The organism is Ruegeria sp. BHSB172 (assembly GCF_059613165.1).
This window is the reverse complement of record NZ_JBXWRZ010000058.1, coordinates 1-15,223: the sequence shown is the minus strand read 5'-3', so window position 1 is coordinate 15,223 and position 15,223 is coordinate 1. Positions and strand designations below refer to the sequence as shown.

The 15,223-nt window shown below is 60.2% G+C and carries 12 protein-coding genes; 9 read left to right on the top strand and 3 right to left on the bottom strand.

The window, feature by feature from the left end:
- The 4 genes from AC2FM3_RS16610 to AC2FM3_RS16595 form a co-directional block, all read left to right on the top strand.
- A partial coding sequence (locus AC2FM3_RS16610) for a TRAP transporter substrate-binding protein (RefSeq protein ID WP_496684032.1) occupies positions 1-1,033 on the top strand: 1,033 nt, incomplete at its 5' end.
- Between the two features lie 70 nt (positions 1,034-1,103).
- Positions 1,104-1,769 (top strand): TRAP transporter small permease, encoded by a 666-nt coding sequence (locus AC2FM3_RS16605; RefSeq protein ID WP_496684030.1) that lies wholly within the window; start codon positions 1,104-1,106, stop codon positions 1,767-1,769.
- Complete coding sequence (locus tag AC2FM3_RS16600) at positions 1,769-3,127, top strand: TRAP transporter large permease (RefSeq protein ID WP_496684027.1); 1,359 nt, start codon at positions 1,769-1,771, stop codon at positions 3,125-3,127. Before AC2FM3_RS16605 ends, AC2FM3_RS16600 begins: the two co-directional genes overlap by 1 nt.
- Positions 3,128-3,138: 11 nt before the next feature.
- Complete coding sequence (locus AC2FM3_RS16595; protein ID WP_496684024.1) at positions 3,139-3,918, top strand: IclR family transcriptional regulator; 780 nt, start codon at positions 3,139-3,141, stop codon at positions 3,916-3,918.
- A 60-nt stretch (positions 3,919-3,978) separates the two neighbouring features.
- Here the strand turns inward: AC2FM3_RS16595 and AC2FM3_RS16590 are convergent, their stop codons facing one another.
- A complete protein-coding gene (locus AC2FM3_RS16590; protein ID WP_496684021.1) occupies positions 3,979-5,034 on the bottom strand; it encodes an NAD-dependent epimerase/dehydratase family protein in 1,056 nt (351 codons plus the stop codon).
- 250 nt (positions 5,035-5,284) lie between these two features.
- Here AC2FM3_RS16590 and AC2FM3_RS16585 point away from each other — a divergent pair, with 250 nt between their 5' ends.
- The 3 genes from AC2FM3_RS16585 to AC2FM3_RS16575 all read left to right on the top strand — a co-directional run bounded on the left by AC2FM3_RS16585 (position 5,285) and on the right by AC2FM3_RS16575 (position 9,840).
- Positions 5,285-6,718, top strand: a complete 1,434-nt coding sequence (locus AC2FM3_RS16585; protein WP_496684019.1) for an oligosaccharide flippase family protein — start codon at positions 5,285-5,287, stop codon at positions 6,716-6,718.
- Between the two features lie 84 nt (positions 6,719-6,802).
- The gene (locus tag AC2FM3_RS16580; protein WP_496684018.1) at positions 6,803-7,570 is read left to right on the top strand and encodes a TylF/MycF/NovP-related O-methyltransferase; all 768 of its coding nucleotides are present in this window, start codon (positions 6,803-6,805) and stop codon (positions 7,568-7,570) included.
- Between the two features lie 65 nt (positions 7,571-7,635).
- Positions 7,636-9,840 (top strand): ArnT family glycosyltransferase, encoded by a 2,205-nt coding sequence (locus AC2FM3_RS16575; RefSeq protein WP_496684015.1) that lies wholly within the window; start codon positions 7,636-7,638, stop codon positions 9,838-9,840.
- A 14-nt stretch (positions 9,841-9,854) separates the two neighbouring features.
- Here the strand turns inward: AC2FM3_RS16575 and AC2FM3_RS16570 are convergent, their stop codons facing one another.
- Positions 9,855-10,988 (bottom strand): right-handed parallel beta-helix repeat-containing protein, encoded by a 1,134-nt coding sequence (locus AC2FM3_RS16570; RefSeq protein ID WP_496684013.1) that lies wholly within the window; start codon positions 10,986-10,988, stop codon positions 9,855-9,857.
- 592 nt (positions 10,989-11,580) lie between these two features.
- Between AC2FM3_RS16570 and AC2FM3_RS16565 the strand changes: the two genes are divergently transcribed.
- Together AC2FM3_RS16565 and AC2FM3_RS16560 are read left to right on the top strand one after the other, a co-directional pair.
- The gene (locus tag AC2FM3_RS16565; RefSeq protein WP_496684012.1) at positions 11,581-13,599 is read left to right on the top strand and encodes a right-handed parallel beta-helix repeat-containing protein; all 2,019 of its coding nucleotides are present in this window, start codon (positions 11,581-11,583) and stop codon (positions 13,597-13,599) included.
- Positions 13,600-13,741: 142 nt separating this feature from the next.
- Positions 13,742-14,539, top strand: a complete 798-nt coding sequence (locus AC2FM3_RS16560; RefSeq protein ID WP_496684009.1) for a sulfotransferase family 2 domain-containing protein — start codon at positions 13,742-13,744, stop codon at positions 14,537-14,539.
- A 16-nt stretch (positions 14,540-14,555) separates the two neighbouring features.
- On the opposite strand, the gene AC2FM3_RS16555 is transcribed toward AC2FM3_RS16560, so the two are convergent.
- Positions 14,556-15,223 (bottom strand): capsular polysaccharide synthesis protein (locus AC2FM3_RS16555; RefSeq protein WP_496684008.1); only part of this gene is annotated, 668 nt, incomplete at its 5' end.

The window sequence follows — 15,223 nt, the reverse complement described above, 5'->3', positions numbered from 1 at the left end:
GTTCAACACGCGCAACCTGCTGATCGAGCGCGCCGGAGCGATCGAATTCGCGCGCGATCTGGAAGAGCGCACGGATGGCGAGATTCGCATCGAGTTCATCGGCGACAACCAGATCTGCGGGCAGCTGAGCTGTGTCGAGAAGACCCAGCAGGGAATCGTCGACATCTATGCGGCCTCGACCCAGAATTCGGCCGGCGGAGCGCCTTATCTGAACGTTCTGGATTATGCCTACATGTTCCCCAGCCGGGCTGCGCAATATCATTTCTTCTATAGCCCGGCCAGCCAGCGCATCCTGCGCGACCCGCTTGAAAAGCGCCACGGGCTGAAATTCCTGTTCACCCATTGCGAACTGCGGGGCCTGCAGATGGGATCGACCTTCGCCGACAAGCCGACGGTTACCAAGCTCGAGGAGCTGTTCGGCACCAAGAACCGCGTGACCGGCACCCAACTGGGCCGGATCGCCATGCAGCTTCTGAATCTGAACCCGGTGCCCGTCGCATGGGAGGAAACGCTGGATGCACTGAAAACCGGCCTGATCGACGGGGCCGAGACCTGGGCTTCGGCTGTGGCCTATGCCAACATGGCGCCGGTCGTGTCGCAGTCGGTCAACCTGCAGTTCTTCTGCGGCACCGAACACACCTCGATGTCGGCCAAGGTGTTCGACAGTCTGGGCGGTGAGTTGCAGGACGCGGTCATGGAGTCGGCCTATTTCACGCAGGCCCTGATCCAAGGTGCGAACGAAGCCGCGCTGGTCAATACCGTGGGCTTCTCGGACCCGCAGCTGCCCAACACGATTTTTGCCGAGAACGGCGTGCGCCCGGCCTTCTTGCCGGACGATCAGCTGAAGCTGGCCGAGGAAATGTGTGCTCCGAACTACAATCCTGAACCCTGGGCCGAATGGCGCGAGCGGCTGAACAAATGGGCCGGCGGCATCGACACCTATCAAGAGATCTACGATATCGCGCGCGAGATCCCGGCCGACACGCTGCCGGAAAACGTTGAACCGCGCCGTTGGTGGAAGGGCGAAGCCTGACCAGGGCTGACAGGACCGGCCTGCATCGGCGGGCCGGTTTTATCGGGGACCGATTGGGAGGACGGGGTTCATGTCGTTTTGGGCAGATGTCGGCGCGATTTTCGGTGCCTTGCTCAGCAGGGATTCATTCGAGCTTCAATCAGCCTTGCGGTCAGACGCCGCCTGGGCGGTGGGCGCGGTGGCGGCGGCGTTGGGGGGGCTGTTGGTCATGTTCGTCTATCGCAAGGTTCCATTCATCGAACGCCATTTCGAGCGGTCGGTCATGGTGTATTCCTATCTTGCGATCGCATTGATCATTTTCTGGGGCGTGATCGACCGTTTCGTGTTTAACGATCAGGAGCCTTGGTCGACCACCATTCCGCCGCTGCTGTTCATGGTCATGGCGTGGTTCGGCGCCTCGTACAACGTGCGGCTGCGCACCCATCTGAGCTTCAGCGAATTCCGGTCGGCCATGCCGCGCGGCGGGCAGTTGGCCTGCCTGATCTTGGATGCTGTTCTGTGGTACGGGTTTGCCGTGATCGTCATCGTGACGACCTCGCGTCTGGTGGCGTTGTCGGCGTCGAATTTCCAGATCGTGCTGGGCACCGACAACGTGATGCAGTGGTGGTTTCTGCTGACTGCGCCGCTGTCCTTCTTCCTGATGGTCGGCAGGGTGTTCCAAAACCTTGCCGACGATCTGCACAACTGGAAAACCGGGCAGCCGCTGATCCAGCAAGCCGTGATCGGAGCAGACTGATGACCGATGGAACCTGGGTTACACTGATTTCGCTTGGGGTGACGTTCCTGTTCATGCTGGGCGTGCCCGTGCTGCTGGTCATAGGCTATTGGGTGGTCGGCTGTTCCTTCGTGCTGGGGCTGACGCTCGACAACATGGGGGCCGAGCTGCTCAACGTGTTCAACAAGGGCTTTGCGCTGCTGGCGATGCCGCTGTTCATCCTGACGGGTGACCTGATCAACAAATCCGGCATCGCCCGAAGGCTGAGCGATTTCGCCTATGCCTGTCTGGGATGGATACGCGGCGGTCTGGCCATGGCTTCGTTGGGGGCCTGTGGTCTGTTTGCCGCCATATCGGGGTCGAACTCGGCCACCACCGCGACGATCGGGTCCATGCTGCACCCCGAGATGGTCAAGGGCGGCTATGACGAGCGGTTCAGCGCCGCCACCGCCGCGGCCGGCGGCACGGTCGGCATCATCATCCCGCCGTCGATCATCTTCATCGTCTATGGGTTTCTGATGAACCTGCCGATTTCCGAGCTGTTCGTGGCTGGCATCCTGCCCGGCGCGCTGATGGTGATCGGGATGCAGTTTGCCTGCTGGGTCATCTGCCGCATGAACGGTTGGGGCCATCTGATTCCGCTGCAGATGAACCGCATCCTGAAAACCGCCTTTGGCGCCTGGCTGGGGTTCTTTGCCATAGGGCTGGTTCTGTGGGGGATCTACACGGGCAAGTTCTCTCCGACCGAGGCCGCGGGGGTTACCGTCGGGTTCTGCGTGATCGCCGGTCTGGTCAGCCACCCGATCAACCGGATCATGGGCGCGCGTGGCGACATTTCCCCCACCGAAAAAAGCTTTGCCGAGATGATCGTGGTCGAAGGCTTCACCATCCCCGAGATCCCCTCGATCGTGATCCGGTCGGCGCAGATCACCGGCATCCTGGCCCCCCTGATCGCGATTTCCGTCGTGATGCAGCAGATCCTGTCTCTGCTGGGGGCTCAGCAGACGATCGGAGATTTCGTGACCTCGATGGGCGGCTATCACGCGGTGCTGTTCACCTCGATGGTGATCGTGTTCTTTTCGGGGATGGTCCTCGAAAGCCTGCCGGTGACAATCATTCTGGCTCCGATCCTGGCCCCGATCGCAGCGTCGGTGGGTGTGGACCCGATCCATTTCTCTGTCATTTTCCTCGTCGGCGCGTCGATCGGCTTCATCACGCCGCCCTATGGGCTGAACCTCTATGTGGCCTCGGGCGTGACCGGGGTGCCGTATTTCCGCCTTCTGCGCTATACGGTGCCTTATCTGGTGGCCTTGCTTTCGGTCTGGTTCCTAGTGGCGATGGTTCCCGATTTGGCCTTGATCCTGCTGCCGAACAACTGAACAGTGGCCGGATGACAGACCCAGAGGCACCCGAACGCGACACGCAGATTCCCCCCAACCTGCGCCTGCTGGTCATTCTGGAGGAGGTGGCCCGGCGCGGAGTGGCGGTGCGGCCGGCCGACCTGATTGAGACGCTCGGCCTAGCCAAGCCAACCGTTCACCGGCTGCTGCAGACGGCCGAGGCCGAGGGGTTTCTGCAGCGCGACCTCGATGGCCGTTCATACGGTCCGGGGCCAAGGCTGCGGCGCCTTGCGGTCAATACCATCTCGGCCGAACATCTGCGCACCGCGCGGCTTGCGATCCTGCGGGGGGTGGCGGACGAAATCGGAGAAACCTGCAACCTAGCCATCCCCGACCGCGAGGGGATGATCTATCTGGATAGGGTCGAGACCAAGTGGCCCCTGCGCATTCAGTTGCCGATCGGGACGCAAGTGCCGTTTCATTGCACTGCCAGCGGCAAGATGTATCTGTCCACCCTGCGGCAGAAGCCGCTGAATGGGGTCCTGTCCGGACGCCCGCTGCAGCCCCGGACCCAGCGGACCATGACCGACCCGAATTCCTTGCGGGCCGAGATGGAGAAAATCCGCAGCCAAGGGTATTCGACCGACGATGAAGAATTCATGACCGGAATGGCGGCGGTTGCCGTACCGGTCCGGGACAGGCGCCAGCGCCTGGTGGCCACCCTGTCGGTTCACGCCCCGACCCAGCGCCACGATCTTTCCGGCCTGCTGGGGTTTCTGGACGTGCTGCGCGACGGGTCCGAGCGGCTGTCGGCCTTGCTGAATGACTGATATCACCCTCTGCGGGCCAAGGCCGGATCGGCCCCCCAGGTGTCCGACCCGGAGGCGCGTTCAGTTTGCGGCCGCGGTTTTCAGTCCGGGCTTTTCCAAGCCGCGCTCGGTCAGTGATTCCTCGAAATCCCTGGCCAGGGCATCGCGGTCATGCGATGCGAAATACCAGCGGATCGTGCGGTCGAGCCCGTCCGAGAAGCTGACCTTGGGCTCCCAATCCAGCAGCTTTTTGGCCAGGCTGTTGTCGGCCACACGGTTGTAGGGGCCGGTGGGTTTGCTCAGGTCTCGCTGGATCTCGGCGTCGAGCTGCGTCCGTTCGAGGATCATTTTGGCCGCCTGCAGAACCGAGGTACGCTCCATCGTGCCGAGATTGACCGCGGTGCCGTCCTCGATCCGTTCAGCCGCGCGGATCGTGCCTTCGACGATGTCCGATACATAGGTCCAGTTGCGAATCTGTTCGCCGGTGCCCCACACGACAAATGGGTTCTGCTGCAGAAAGGCCCGCCCGATCATCGCCACGACCGCATGGTTGGCCGGGCAACGTTCGCCATAGGCCGTGAAATACCGCACCGAGGCGCATTTGAAGCCATGCTCCTCGTGATAGGCTTTCAGCGACAGCTCGGCCATGAGCTTGGCCCAGCCATACAGATCGTCGGCCTCGTAAGGCGGTTTGACCAGATCTTCGGTCAGGTACAGGGTCTCACTCGGATCGGCCTGGATGCTGGTCGGATAGACGCAACCCGACGAGGCAAAGGTAAACTGCTCTACCCCCGCCTTGTGGGCTTCGCGGATCATGATGCTGTCCAGCGCCAGGTTGGTCGAACAGGCGGCCTGGTGGGTGCTGATATATCCCCGCCCGCCATGGGTCGCGGCCAGGTGGAACACGACATTCATGTCAGCGACGGCCTCGGCTGCGGTGGTCGGGTCCAGCAGGTCGGCCTCGCGAAATTCGACGCGGCCGCTGTTCAGGACGTCATCCAGATTTTCGCGGATGCCGCTGGACAGGTCATCGACCGCCCGAACATATGCGCCGCGCTCGACCAGGCTTTCCACAAGGTGGGATCCGATGAAAGAACACCCGCCGGTGACGAGCACGTTCTTCTTAGACCAATCCATTTTCAAATCCTTTCAAACCAATTCAATCAGTATACTCACCAAGGGTCTCTCTGCCTGCAGGGCCGCGACAGAAAGGCCGAAACGTCCGAGACGCACCTTAAAACTCTGACCGCAAATCATTCACCCGTCAACACGGGCGATTGACAGGTTCGGACCGGTATGCACGCATTTGCTTCAGGTCTCTGGCCCGCCCGGTTTTGACGGCTGCGGGGCAGGGGCCAAGAAAGCGATCGGCGGCAGCGGGAAACCAATGAAACGGCAGTTCACCCAGAACGTGGCATGGAGCACGGTCGCCAGCTGGCTCGAACAAATTGCGGCAGCGCTTATTTTTCTGGTGATTGCCAAGCTCATCGGCGTGGAAAGCTTTGGCGTGGTGTCCATGGCTTTTGCCTTCCTGTTTCTGGGCGAATTTCTGGTGCGCGATACGATCACCGAAGGCATCGTCGCACGCGAGGTCATCGAGCCCGGGCGGCTTGAGGCCACATGGGTTGTTCTGCTGGGGCTGGCCGCAGCGATCGTTCTGATTTTGACAACAATCGCCAACATCGCGGCGTTTGTTTACCAAGAGCCCATCGTCAAACCCTTGTTGATGGCCGCCAGTCCGACAGTCTTGATGATTGCCGCCGCCGGGGTGCCGACAGCCTTGCTCCGGCGCCAGCTGGCCTTCAAGGCGCTGGCCATTCGCACCATCGCAGGCGTGGCGGCCGGCGGAGTGGTGGGCATCACCATGGCGGCCAAGGGTTTTGGTGCCTGGAGCCTTGTTGGCCAAAGGCTGACGGAAATCGGTGTGAACAGTCTGCTGGCATTCCTGGCGGCGGGTTGGGTGCCCAAGAAATGGCCGTCGCGATCCGATTTCGCCATGGTGAAGGGGCTGGGGGCGCAAGTTCTGCGGCTGCGGTTTATCACCCTTGTGATTCTTCAGACACCCACTGTGATGCTGGGATACATGGCCGATCCGCGATCCGTCGGCCTGTTCGCCTTTGCGGCCCGACTGTCCGAGATCGTTTTGACCGTGTTCGTCAAAAGCCTGCAGGGGGTCGGGCAACCGGCAATCGCGGCGCTGCGGCGCAGCCGGCAGTCGACGGCGGATTTCTACCTCGACCTGATCGAGCTGGCCGCACTCAGCGGTTTTGTCGCCTATACCGGGCTGGCTTTGATAGCCTTTCCGCTGGTCGATCTTTTGCTGGGTCCCGAATGGCATGAAGCCAGCCGCATCCTGCCGTTCCTGTGCCTGGCCTATGCAATCATTGCGCTGAGTTCGATCCAGGAGGCTTACCTGCTGGCGCTCGACAGGGTGCAGCCGCTTCTTTGGGCTGCTTGGGCCGAGGCGGTGCTGGGCCTCGTCTTGATCGGACTGGCCAGCCAATTCGGGCCGGTCACGGCAGCGGCAGCGGTGGCGCTGCGCGCGCTTCTGGCGTTTCCGCTGCGGATGCGGGCCGCGCACGCCCCCGAGGCAATCAGACCCATTCAGTTCTGCAAGATGCTGGTCGCGCCGTTGCTGTTGGCGGCGGGGATGGCCGTTGCCGTGGGCGCCTGGCGGCTGGCCATGCTGGGGCGTATCCCCGATGTGATCTATGTCGCCGCGGCCATCGGGATCGGCGTGGTATCGACAGGGGTTATTCTGCTGGGCTTCATGCCGCGTGCGGTGGACCGGTTGCGGGCGTTTCTGCACAGCCCGCCATAAAGGAAAGGGTGCAGTTCGCCGGATTGTGCCCTAAGCTTGTTTGAATTCGTTTTGGTATGGTTTTGGTATGAGTGTGAGGACGTGATGATCGATTGGATCAAGAAGAAGCTGTTTCTGGTGAAATGGGGCCGCGTGGCACGCAAATGGCCAGTCGAACGGCTGATGGCCACGACCGATCTGGACCTCACTGATGATGAAATCGCCGAGATGAAATGGGGCATCCATTCGTGGCGGCAGCTGATTCCCTGGTATCTTGCGCGATTTGATACACTGAAAGACAAGCGTCAGTTCTACTGTTTCGGCGTTGCCCATGGCAGCACAGTAGAAGGGCTGGTCATGGGCCTGCAGAACCGCGGCACGGAGATTCCGTTCATGCACCTGTTCGACTCGTTCGAAGGTCTGCCCCAGGAAGACCCGGGTATCCAGGTTCCGGCGGTGTGGAATGTCGGTGCCTTCTCCGCGCCGCTGCCCGAGCTGAAGAAAAAACTGGCCGCCATGGACATGACCGACGATCGATGCACGATCCACCAGGGGTGGTTTTCCGAAACGCTGCGCCCCGAACTGGTGGAAAGCGGCGTCTTTCAGCCCGCGGCCTATGTCGATATCGATGCCGACCTCTACAACAGCACGATGGATGTTCTGGACTTCATGTTCGAACACCGCCTGATCCGCCCGGGAACGCTGATCGGCTATGACGACTGGGGCGACACCGATCTTTGGACCGCTGGCGAAAGCCGGGCCCACAAGGAGATCGTCGAAAAATACGACGTGAAATGCGCCCAGCTGTTTTCCTGGGGCGAACCGCCGTTGATCCGCAAGCTGTTTCTGGTCGTCGACGTCGGAGCAAGTTGACGGGGTTCCGGGTGCTCTGGCCCAGGGATTCTGACAAACCGGTTGCGCAAAACGGGAGGGGTGCAATGGAAGACAACATGCAAGCTTCGAGCCGGGCCGAGGCCTGGCCATTCGGGGCGATCCGGGTTGTCGTGGCGATGCTGGCCTTGGGCTTGTTTGCCTTTGCGCTTTGGGGTGCGCTGGACCTATCCGTGCTCCGACGCGTGGAATGCTGGTGGCTCATGGTCGCGGCCGTGGCGCTGTTCGGGGTCGCGTTGACGCTGGGCACGCCCTGGCAGACGGCCGGGTTGACTGCGGCAACCTTCCTTGTGGGGTTTGGCGCTCAGCTTGCAGTCCGAGAGCCGACGTGGTTTCAGAACGTCCGCTTCCGGTCCGACGTCTTTTCCGTGGCAATGATGGGGGCCGTGTTGGCGCAGTCCGCCGTCGCGGCCCTGGTCCTGTTCAAACATCGCGCGCTGGCCGAGGCGCCACAAGTGCTGCGCGATCTGGGCGTTCTTCGGGTGGCGATCTTCCTGGCCATTCTGGTGATCGCTGCAAAGGGCGCGATGGGCTTCGTAGCGACCGAAAACTATCCCCGGCTGGTCAAACATGTCGTCATCGGTTCGGCCTTCATCGGCATCAACCTGGCCAGCTTCCTCGCTATCATGATGTCCCTGCCAGCGCATCGGTTGCGCGACCTGTCCCAGCGGGTCGCGCGCAACCTCAGCCTGCCGGGCAGCGGCGATCAGGTCCGAAGGCTCGACAGGGCTGTCCCGATCTGTGGGGCGGTCTTTCTGTTGCTGATGTCCCTTCTGGTCAGTCTGGCTGCTTTGGAGGGCGTCCCGCACCTGGACGATATTCTGTACCAGTTCCACGCCCGCTATCTTGCGGATGGGCTGCTGACCCTGCCGGTGCCGCCATCGACCCAGGCTTTCGACCACTATCTGATGGATACCTATCAGGACCGCTGGTTCGTCACGACCTTCCCGGGCTGGGCGACAGCCCTGGCGCTGGGGGTCAAGCTGGGGGCGCCTTGGCTGGTCAATCCGGTTTTGGCTGGCATCAGCGTTCTGCTGCTGCACGTCTTTACCCGCAAGATGACCGACCGGGGCACGGCCAACCTGGTGGTTCTGCTCATGGCCGTATCGCCCTGGATCATCTCGATGGCGGCTACTCAGTTGATCCACACCTTTACTTACGCGCTGGTTCTGGGGGCCTGGGTCCTTCTGCTGAAGGCCCGGGAAAAGCCGTCTGTGATTTTTCCGTTCATCGCCGGCGCGCTGATGGGGTGGCTGCTGATGACACGGCCGTTGGAAGGGTTGTTCATGGGGGTTCTGACCGGGCTTTGGACGCTGACATTCCTTGCGGACCGGCGGCATTGGCACACGGTTCTGGCCTATGGGTTGGGCTGTATCGTCGTGGGCGGGCTGATTTTTCCCTACAACGCCTATCTGACCGGCGACCCGCTGACCACGCCGTTGAACGCCTATTACGAAGAATATTGGGGGCCGGGATCCAACGCGCTTGGCTTCGGGCCGGATATCGGCGCGCCGGACTGGGGCAATGTCGATGTCTTTCCCGGGCACAGCCCGCTTGAGGGGCTGATCAACAGCCAGCAAAACCTCTATGAACTGAACTTTTCGCTGTTCGGTTGGGGCGGAGCCTCGCTGGCCTTTGCGCTGTTCATCGTCTTGTGGGGCCGTTGGAGCAGATTTGCCGGCGGGATGGCGTTGATCGTCGTGACCACGATCTGCCTGTACGCGCTGTTCTGGTTCTATGGCGGCTATTTCGCCGGGCCGCGATACTGGTTCATGACCAGCGTCCCGCTGTTGATCCTGACGGCATTGGGGATCACGACGGCCGCGCGCAGGTTTTCGCAACTGTACCCCGACGGGCTGGCGCAGCAGCGGATCGGCGCGGGCGTCGCGTTTCTCTGCCTGTGCTCGGTTCTGGTGTTCGAAAGCTGGCTGGGCTTCAACCGGTATCCCGAAATCAACGGGTATCACGACGAATACGAAACGCTGGCCCGTCAGGACGCATACCGCAACAGCCTTATGTTTATTTCGACCGATGCAGACCGGGAATACGGCAGCGCCTTCTGGCTGAACGATTTCACCCCGGGCGCAGACAGCCCGTTGTTTGCGATAGACTTGGGGCCGGAAAGCAACCGGACCGTTGCCGCTGCCTATCCAGGACGTTCGATCTATTTCCTGAAAGGGCGATCCAGCGATCAGGATCATGTGGTCTTCACCCGAGGCCCGATCTCCGCCTCTGAACTCGAACAGCGGTGACGAAATCGGCCGAACTAGCGGGTCGGATAGGTCTCTACCAGCGGTGACCCTGCGTCGAGCTGGTCGATCAGGCCACCGGGGCGCACGCCGTATTCATTGTAGCCGTCGGTTGCTCCGGTGGCATAGTAGATGAACTCACGGTCGTAGTATCCAGGCGCCGACGGTGATTGATCCTGAATGATGGCGTTGTTCAGAACGACCCAGTCGGGTTGGTTCTTGTAGCCGATGATGCCTGCAACGGCGTTCTGTTCGATCACGACATATCGTGATGCGGAAACATTGATCCGCGGGATCGTAACCTTGCCGGTTTCCGCGCGGCGCACCCGGATGACCGAATTCTTTCGAATGGACAGGTTGTCGATCCCATGAACCGAAATTCCATGCGTGTGCGCATTGTAGATAACGTTGTTTTCGATCAGGACGTTCTGATGGCGCAGCATCGGATCGGCCAGGTTCTTTCGGTCGCCGCCCATCCATATGGTCTGGGCATAGTCGCCGGCGCCCATGTCAAAGATATTGTCCCGTATCGTGATGTTCGTGCTGCGCCGGTTCGAACTGCGCAGGATCTGCACCATGTCGCGATGGTCCTTGTTGCCCTTCACGCCCCGGAAATTGTGCATCCGGTTGGCTTCGATCACCAACCCGTCGATCACTCCCAGCGCTATGCCGTCCGATCGGATGTCCAAGAAATCATTGCCCCGGATGGTCAGGTCGACGACGCTGTCACCTGTCAGTGCCTTCCACCATTTGCGAAAGACCGAGCCGGAAATGGAAATCTTGGCGCTGTCCCGGATGCGCAGCCCCCGACCATGGCCGGCCCCAGCCCTGTGCCCTCCATCAAAAACCGAATTGGTGATAGTGATGCCCCGACTGTTCAGGATGCTGAAACGGTTGGCCGAGTCCTTTTCGCCCTGCGAATACTCGTAGTCAAAGACCAATCCATCAAGAACCAGGTTCCCCGCGGCATCGATCCTCAGTTCGGTAAAGCAGGCAGGTGACGCCGCAGATGCCGACCGAAGCGTGACCGGCGCCTTGAACGCCCTTTTGACCTTCAGCGCACCGTAGTTCCCGGCCTGCAAGACAAATACCTCACCCCCGGCGGCCGTTTTCAGCGCGCTTGACAGGGCGTTTGCGTCCGCGATGGCCAAGCTCTTTATCGTCGCGGGCCCAAGTGCTGGAACGGTGTGACCGTTGCAGGTCGAAGAGGCCGCGGCGGTGCGTCCAGGCTGCAGGGCGCACACACCCGCGATTAGGGTGAGAACTCGCAACAATAAACACATTTGAAACCTATTTGTCTGAACAATCCCAAAGGGCATGCAAACAGGCTAAGCGCGCCCGAAGGCCATGTCCACAATTCGAATCTACAGCGACTGAAAGGAGCGAAGGTGGTAGCAGGCCAAATTGACGTAGCGGCATCCAGCAAATGATTGCTCATCGCCCACGAGGTTGCGCAGAGAAATGCCCGGATAATGGCAAAATTGTGTCCGTTGTTGCGCTAAGCGAATCAATACGTCAAACGAGAGGCTACCGCGAAGGGAAGGGGAACAATTCCCGGTATCGAGTAACGAGTTAGCTCGGAAATGACGGCGTTGGGGCAATTTTGTCTCAATACAGGCAACAATTTCCAGACATAGCCACATTCCGGACAACCTGTCGCCTTCGTGCGGCTGTTCCCTCTGGTCCCAAGTAGCGGGAAATGGCGCGCTGCACTCACAGCGCCTGACACAAAGAAGGTGAAACATGACGACAGCAATCACTGTGACGTCCGAGGCCGAACTGAAATTGGCGTTGTCGAAAGCGGTCGGTGGGGAAACGATACTGCTTGCGGCCGGCGACTACGGAAAGCTCAGCCTGAAAAACATTCAATTCGCGTCGGATGTGACGATCAAATCCGCCGATCCGAATGCGATGGCAAGTTTTTCAGAAGTTTACCTGACGAACGTCTCGAACATCAAGTTCGATGAGATCGTGTTCGACTATACCTACACTCAAGGTGATCGGAACCACACCACCAAGTTCCTGATCTCGCACAGCAGCAACGTCACCATCGACAACTCGGTCTTCGACGGTGACTTTGCAAGCGGAACGGGAACCAGTGCGGATGGCACCGGCTTCGGAAAGGGTCTTGTCATTCGCGACTCGAACAATATCGACGTAACGAACACCGAGTTCCATTCTTGGTGGAAGGCCCTGGGCGCCTCGCGGTCGAGCGACATCGACTTCATCGGAAACAACATTCATACCATCCGCTCGGACGGTATCTCCTTGGGCGAGGTGCAGAATGTTCTGATCGAAGGCAACTATATTCACGACTTCGGCGGCGCCGCAGGTTCCGGTGATCATCGCGACATGATCCAGATTCAGCGTTCGAACGGGACAGGCAGCGACAATATCATCATCAGGAACAACGTTCTGGACATCGGTGCAGGGGACTACACCCAGGGGATCTGGGCAGGCGCAGACAAGGCGGTCTATTCCGATCCGACGCACTGGAACCACAACATCGTGATTGAAAACAACGTTCTGTACAACGCGCATGCCAACGGTATCGCGGTTCATATGATCGACGGCCTGACAATCAACAACAACACTCTGATCGCGGTGCCGACCCAGCAGACGGGTGGTGTGGCCACCCCCAAGATCATCGTCGGTGGCGGGTCGCAGAATGTCACCATCGAACAAAACGCCACGCCTTCGGTTGTGGGCTACAACGGCCAGTCGCACTGGTCGGTGCAGAACAACGCCATCATCCAGAACAATGATCCCTCCCAGCCGGGCTACTATGACACGCAGTTCGTGTACCACGCTACGTCCGCGACCGACGGCTACAACCAGTATGGCGTCGTGACGGGCAGTACGGTCGACCTGCTGGATGCAGGATCCAGCATCGTTGACGGGTATCCGATGGACATGGGCAGCTGGACCGGCGCTGCTCCGTCGAACGGAAGTGGTTCGGGAACGGTCTCTGCGCCAACGACCCCTGATACCGGCACGTCTGCGCCAGCGGATGGATCGGGATCGACGACCACACCCAACGACGATGCATCGACGCCGACCGCCCCTGATTCCGGTCTGTCCGCGCCCACGTCGCCGGATGCGGGAACTTCGGCACCCGTCGTTCCTGGCAATGGGTCCGCGGGATCTGGCGCGTCTACTGCGATGGTATTCGACGACTTTGTCCTAGACATCGCTGGGCTTCCGGGCAACGGGCAGGCCACGTTGAAGGACGATGCGCAGGTCGTTGACACGGCGAACGGCCCTGTCGTTCATTTCGATGGCCACAAGGACCAGCTGAAGATCGGCCGCCTGCAGCAGTTCGAAAATTCGGATCAGCTGGCATTCGCGGTGGAATTTGCCAGGGATGAGGCCGATGGCAGCGCGCAACGGCTGGTCTGGAATAAGGGTCACATCGGCCTCACGATCGTTGACGACGGGTTGAAAGCCCATGTCAGAAACAACGATGGCAAGTTCCACGAAGGCTTCTATGTCGCGGATCTTGGGCTGAATGATACTCAGGAACACGAGATCGTCGTGATGGCCGATCAGGTCGCTGATCGGCTGCAGGTGCTGGTTGACGGTCAGGTCGTCCTGGACAGAACGGACATCGATCTCGATTTTTCCGGAGGCCGCGAATGGGGCTGGGACATCGGCTTCAGCCACGGTCGCTATGCCGACGGTGACCTCGGCGGTTTCGCAATCGACGATGACGTTCAGTTTGTCGATCCGCTGGGTGGCAACGCGGGCGACTTTCTGGCCTGAGGCCGGGAAGACCTGACTGATTTAGTACAGGAGCGGGCAGGGTGGCGACCATTCTGCCCGCTTCGTGGTTTTTCAACCAATTCATTGCCAAGTCCTCTGTGGATTCGGCATATAGTCGTGGTTGAATTGAAAGTGTTTGTTCATGATTTTTTCGGATCGCCACAGGTTTGTCTTCATCCACATCCCGAAATGCGCCGGCACGTCGGTTCGTGTTGCGGTGATGCCGTACCATGATGCCGATGAGCGCTTTATCCGCACCATTGAGCGGCACCCCAGGTTCGGCGAGTTGGATTTTCGCCATCTTCCTTTGCACCTGCTGCGCGAAGTGGACCCTGAAGCCTTCGAAAAGCTGACGGTCTACGAAAGCTATGCGCTGATCCGAGACCCTTTTGAGCGCTTTCGCTCGGCGATGGCCCAAAGGGCCAAGATGTATCTGGGATGCGAACTCGCTCAGATGCCGGAAGACAGGATACGATCCGAGCTGCAGATCGTTCAGGACTATTTGCGGCAGGAACCTGACGTGATCGCGCCGGAGTTCATTCATTTCGCGCGCCAGTCGGATTTTGTACAGATTGGCGACGAGGTTCTCGTTCGCAACCTGTTCCCCGTTGAACGGCTGGATGATCTGGCGGAGGCACTGGCGCAACGTATCGGTCTGAAAACCCTTCCGGTGGGACATGCCAACAAGACCCAGGTATTTCGTCATCCCCAGTTGAAGAATCTGGCACGGGCCGGCAGTGCGGCGGCGCGGCGAATGCTGCCTGACCCGGTGCACGACGCCGTGCGCCGATCAGCGCGCCGTTTGCTGATGAAGCCAATCGTAACTGCCCCTCAGCCGGTCTTCGATTCCGCGCAGGTTCGGGACTTCGTGGCCAACCATTACAGCGCGGATGTTACCTTGCACCAAAAGGTCCGGCAGCGAATACGCCAATCCGCTTGACGCTCCGAGGCGGCGCTCAGGGCTGCGGTTCCATCACGCGGCTGCCGGTGCTCGCTTCGGCATCCCGCAGCAGCGCAAGCGCCTGTTCGATACGCTCCTCGCTCCAGTTCCAGCGCAGTTTCTGCACGGGCACCGCGCCGGTTTTCAGGGCCAGGGAGGTTTCTTCGATGTTGACGCTGTGAGTCACCGCATCATGCACCAGATGCGGCCCATAGCAGCTGATCTTGGGAATGTCGTCGAACGCGCGCCGGAACGTTCGGCTGGTCAGGCGCAGATAGTCCAGCATGACATGCGGCCAATAGTAGTTGTGCGGTTTCGATCGGCCGTCCCAATACTGGAAACTGGCCTGCTCCCAATAGGATACGACTATGCCGTCAGGCTCGGAGGCCAGAAACCAATTGGTCATAGAGCGGCGCATACCCGGCCAGATGAACCAGCGATCATTCTTTGTCCAAGTGAAAGCGAAGAACCCGCGCTGCGACGCAAACGGCAGCCAATTGTCGAGCGGCTGGAGGCAATAGGTCGTTGCGTCCACCCAAACTCCGCCAAATCGCCGCAAAAGGCGCAGGCGCAGAAGGTCCGCGTAGGACTGAACAGGCAACACCGTCGGATCGTGCTGCAGCTCGGCGACATCCGCCGCCGTGTTCGCGTCAAGAACACGAATGCTCCAGCCGGGATTGTGCC

What these genes read in the sequence shown, in the direction of transcription:
- AC2FM3_RS16575 (WP_496684015.1), top strand. Translation starts at nt 7,636, where the DNA reads ATGGAAGACAACATGCAAGCTTCGAGCCGGGCCGAGGCCTGGCCATTC.
- AC2FM3_RS16595 (WP_496684024.1), top strand. Translation starts at nt 3,139, where the DNA reads ATGACAGACCCAGAGGCACCCGAACGCGACACGCAGATTCCCCCCAAC.
- AC2FM3_RS16565 (WP_496684012.1), top strand. Translation starts at nt 11,581, where the DNA reads ATGACGACAGCAATCACTGTGACGTCCGAGGCCGAACTGAAATTGGCG.
- AC2FM3_RS16600 (WP_496684027.1), top strand. Translation starts at nt 1,769, where the DNA reads ATGACCGATGGAACCTGGGTTACACTGATTTCGCTTGGGGTGACGTTC.
- AC2FM3_RS16590 (WP_496684021.1), bottom strand. Translation starts at nt 5,034, where the DNA reads ATGGATTGGTCTAAGAAGAACGTGCTCGTCACCGGCGGGTGTTCTTTC.
- AC2FM3_RS16605 (WP_496684030.1), top strand. Translation starts at nt 1,104, where the DNA reads ATGTCGTTTTGGGCAGATGTCGGCGCGATTTTCGGTGCCTTGCTCAGC.
- AC2FM3_RS16560 (WP_496684009.1), top strand. Translation starts at nt 13,742, where the DNA reads ATGATTTTTTCGGATCGCCACAGGTTTGTCTTCATCCACATCCCGAAA.
- AC2FM3_RS16580 (WP_496684018.1), top strand. Translation starts at nt 6,803, where the DNA reads ATGATCGATTGGATCAAGAAGAAGCTGTTTCTGGTGAAATGGGGCCGC.
- AC2FM3_RS16585 (WP_496684019.1), top strand. Translation starts at nt 5,285, where the DNA reads ATGAAACGGCAGTTCACCCAGAACGTGGCATGGAGCACGGTCGCCAGC.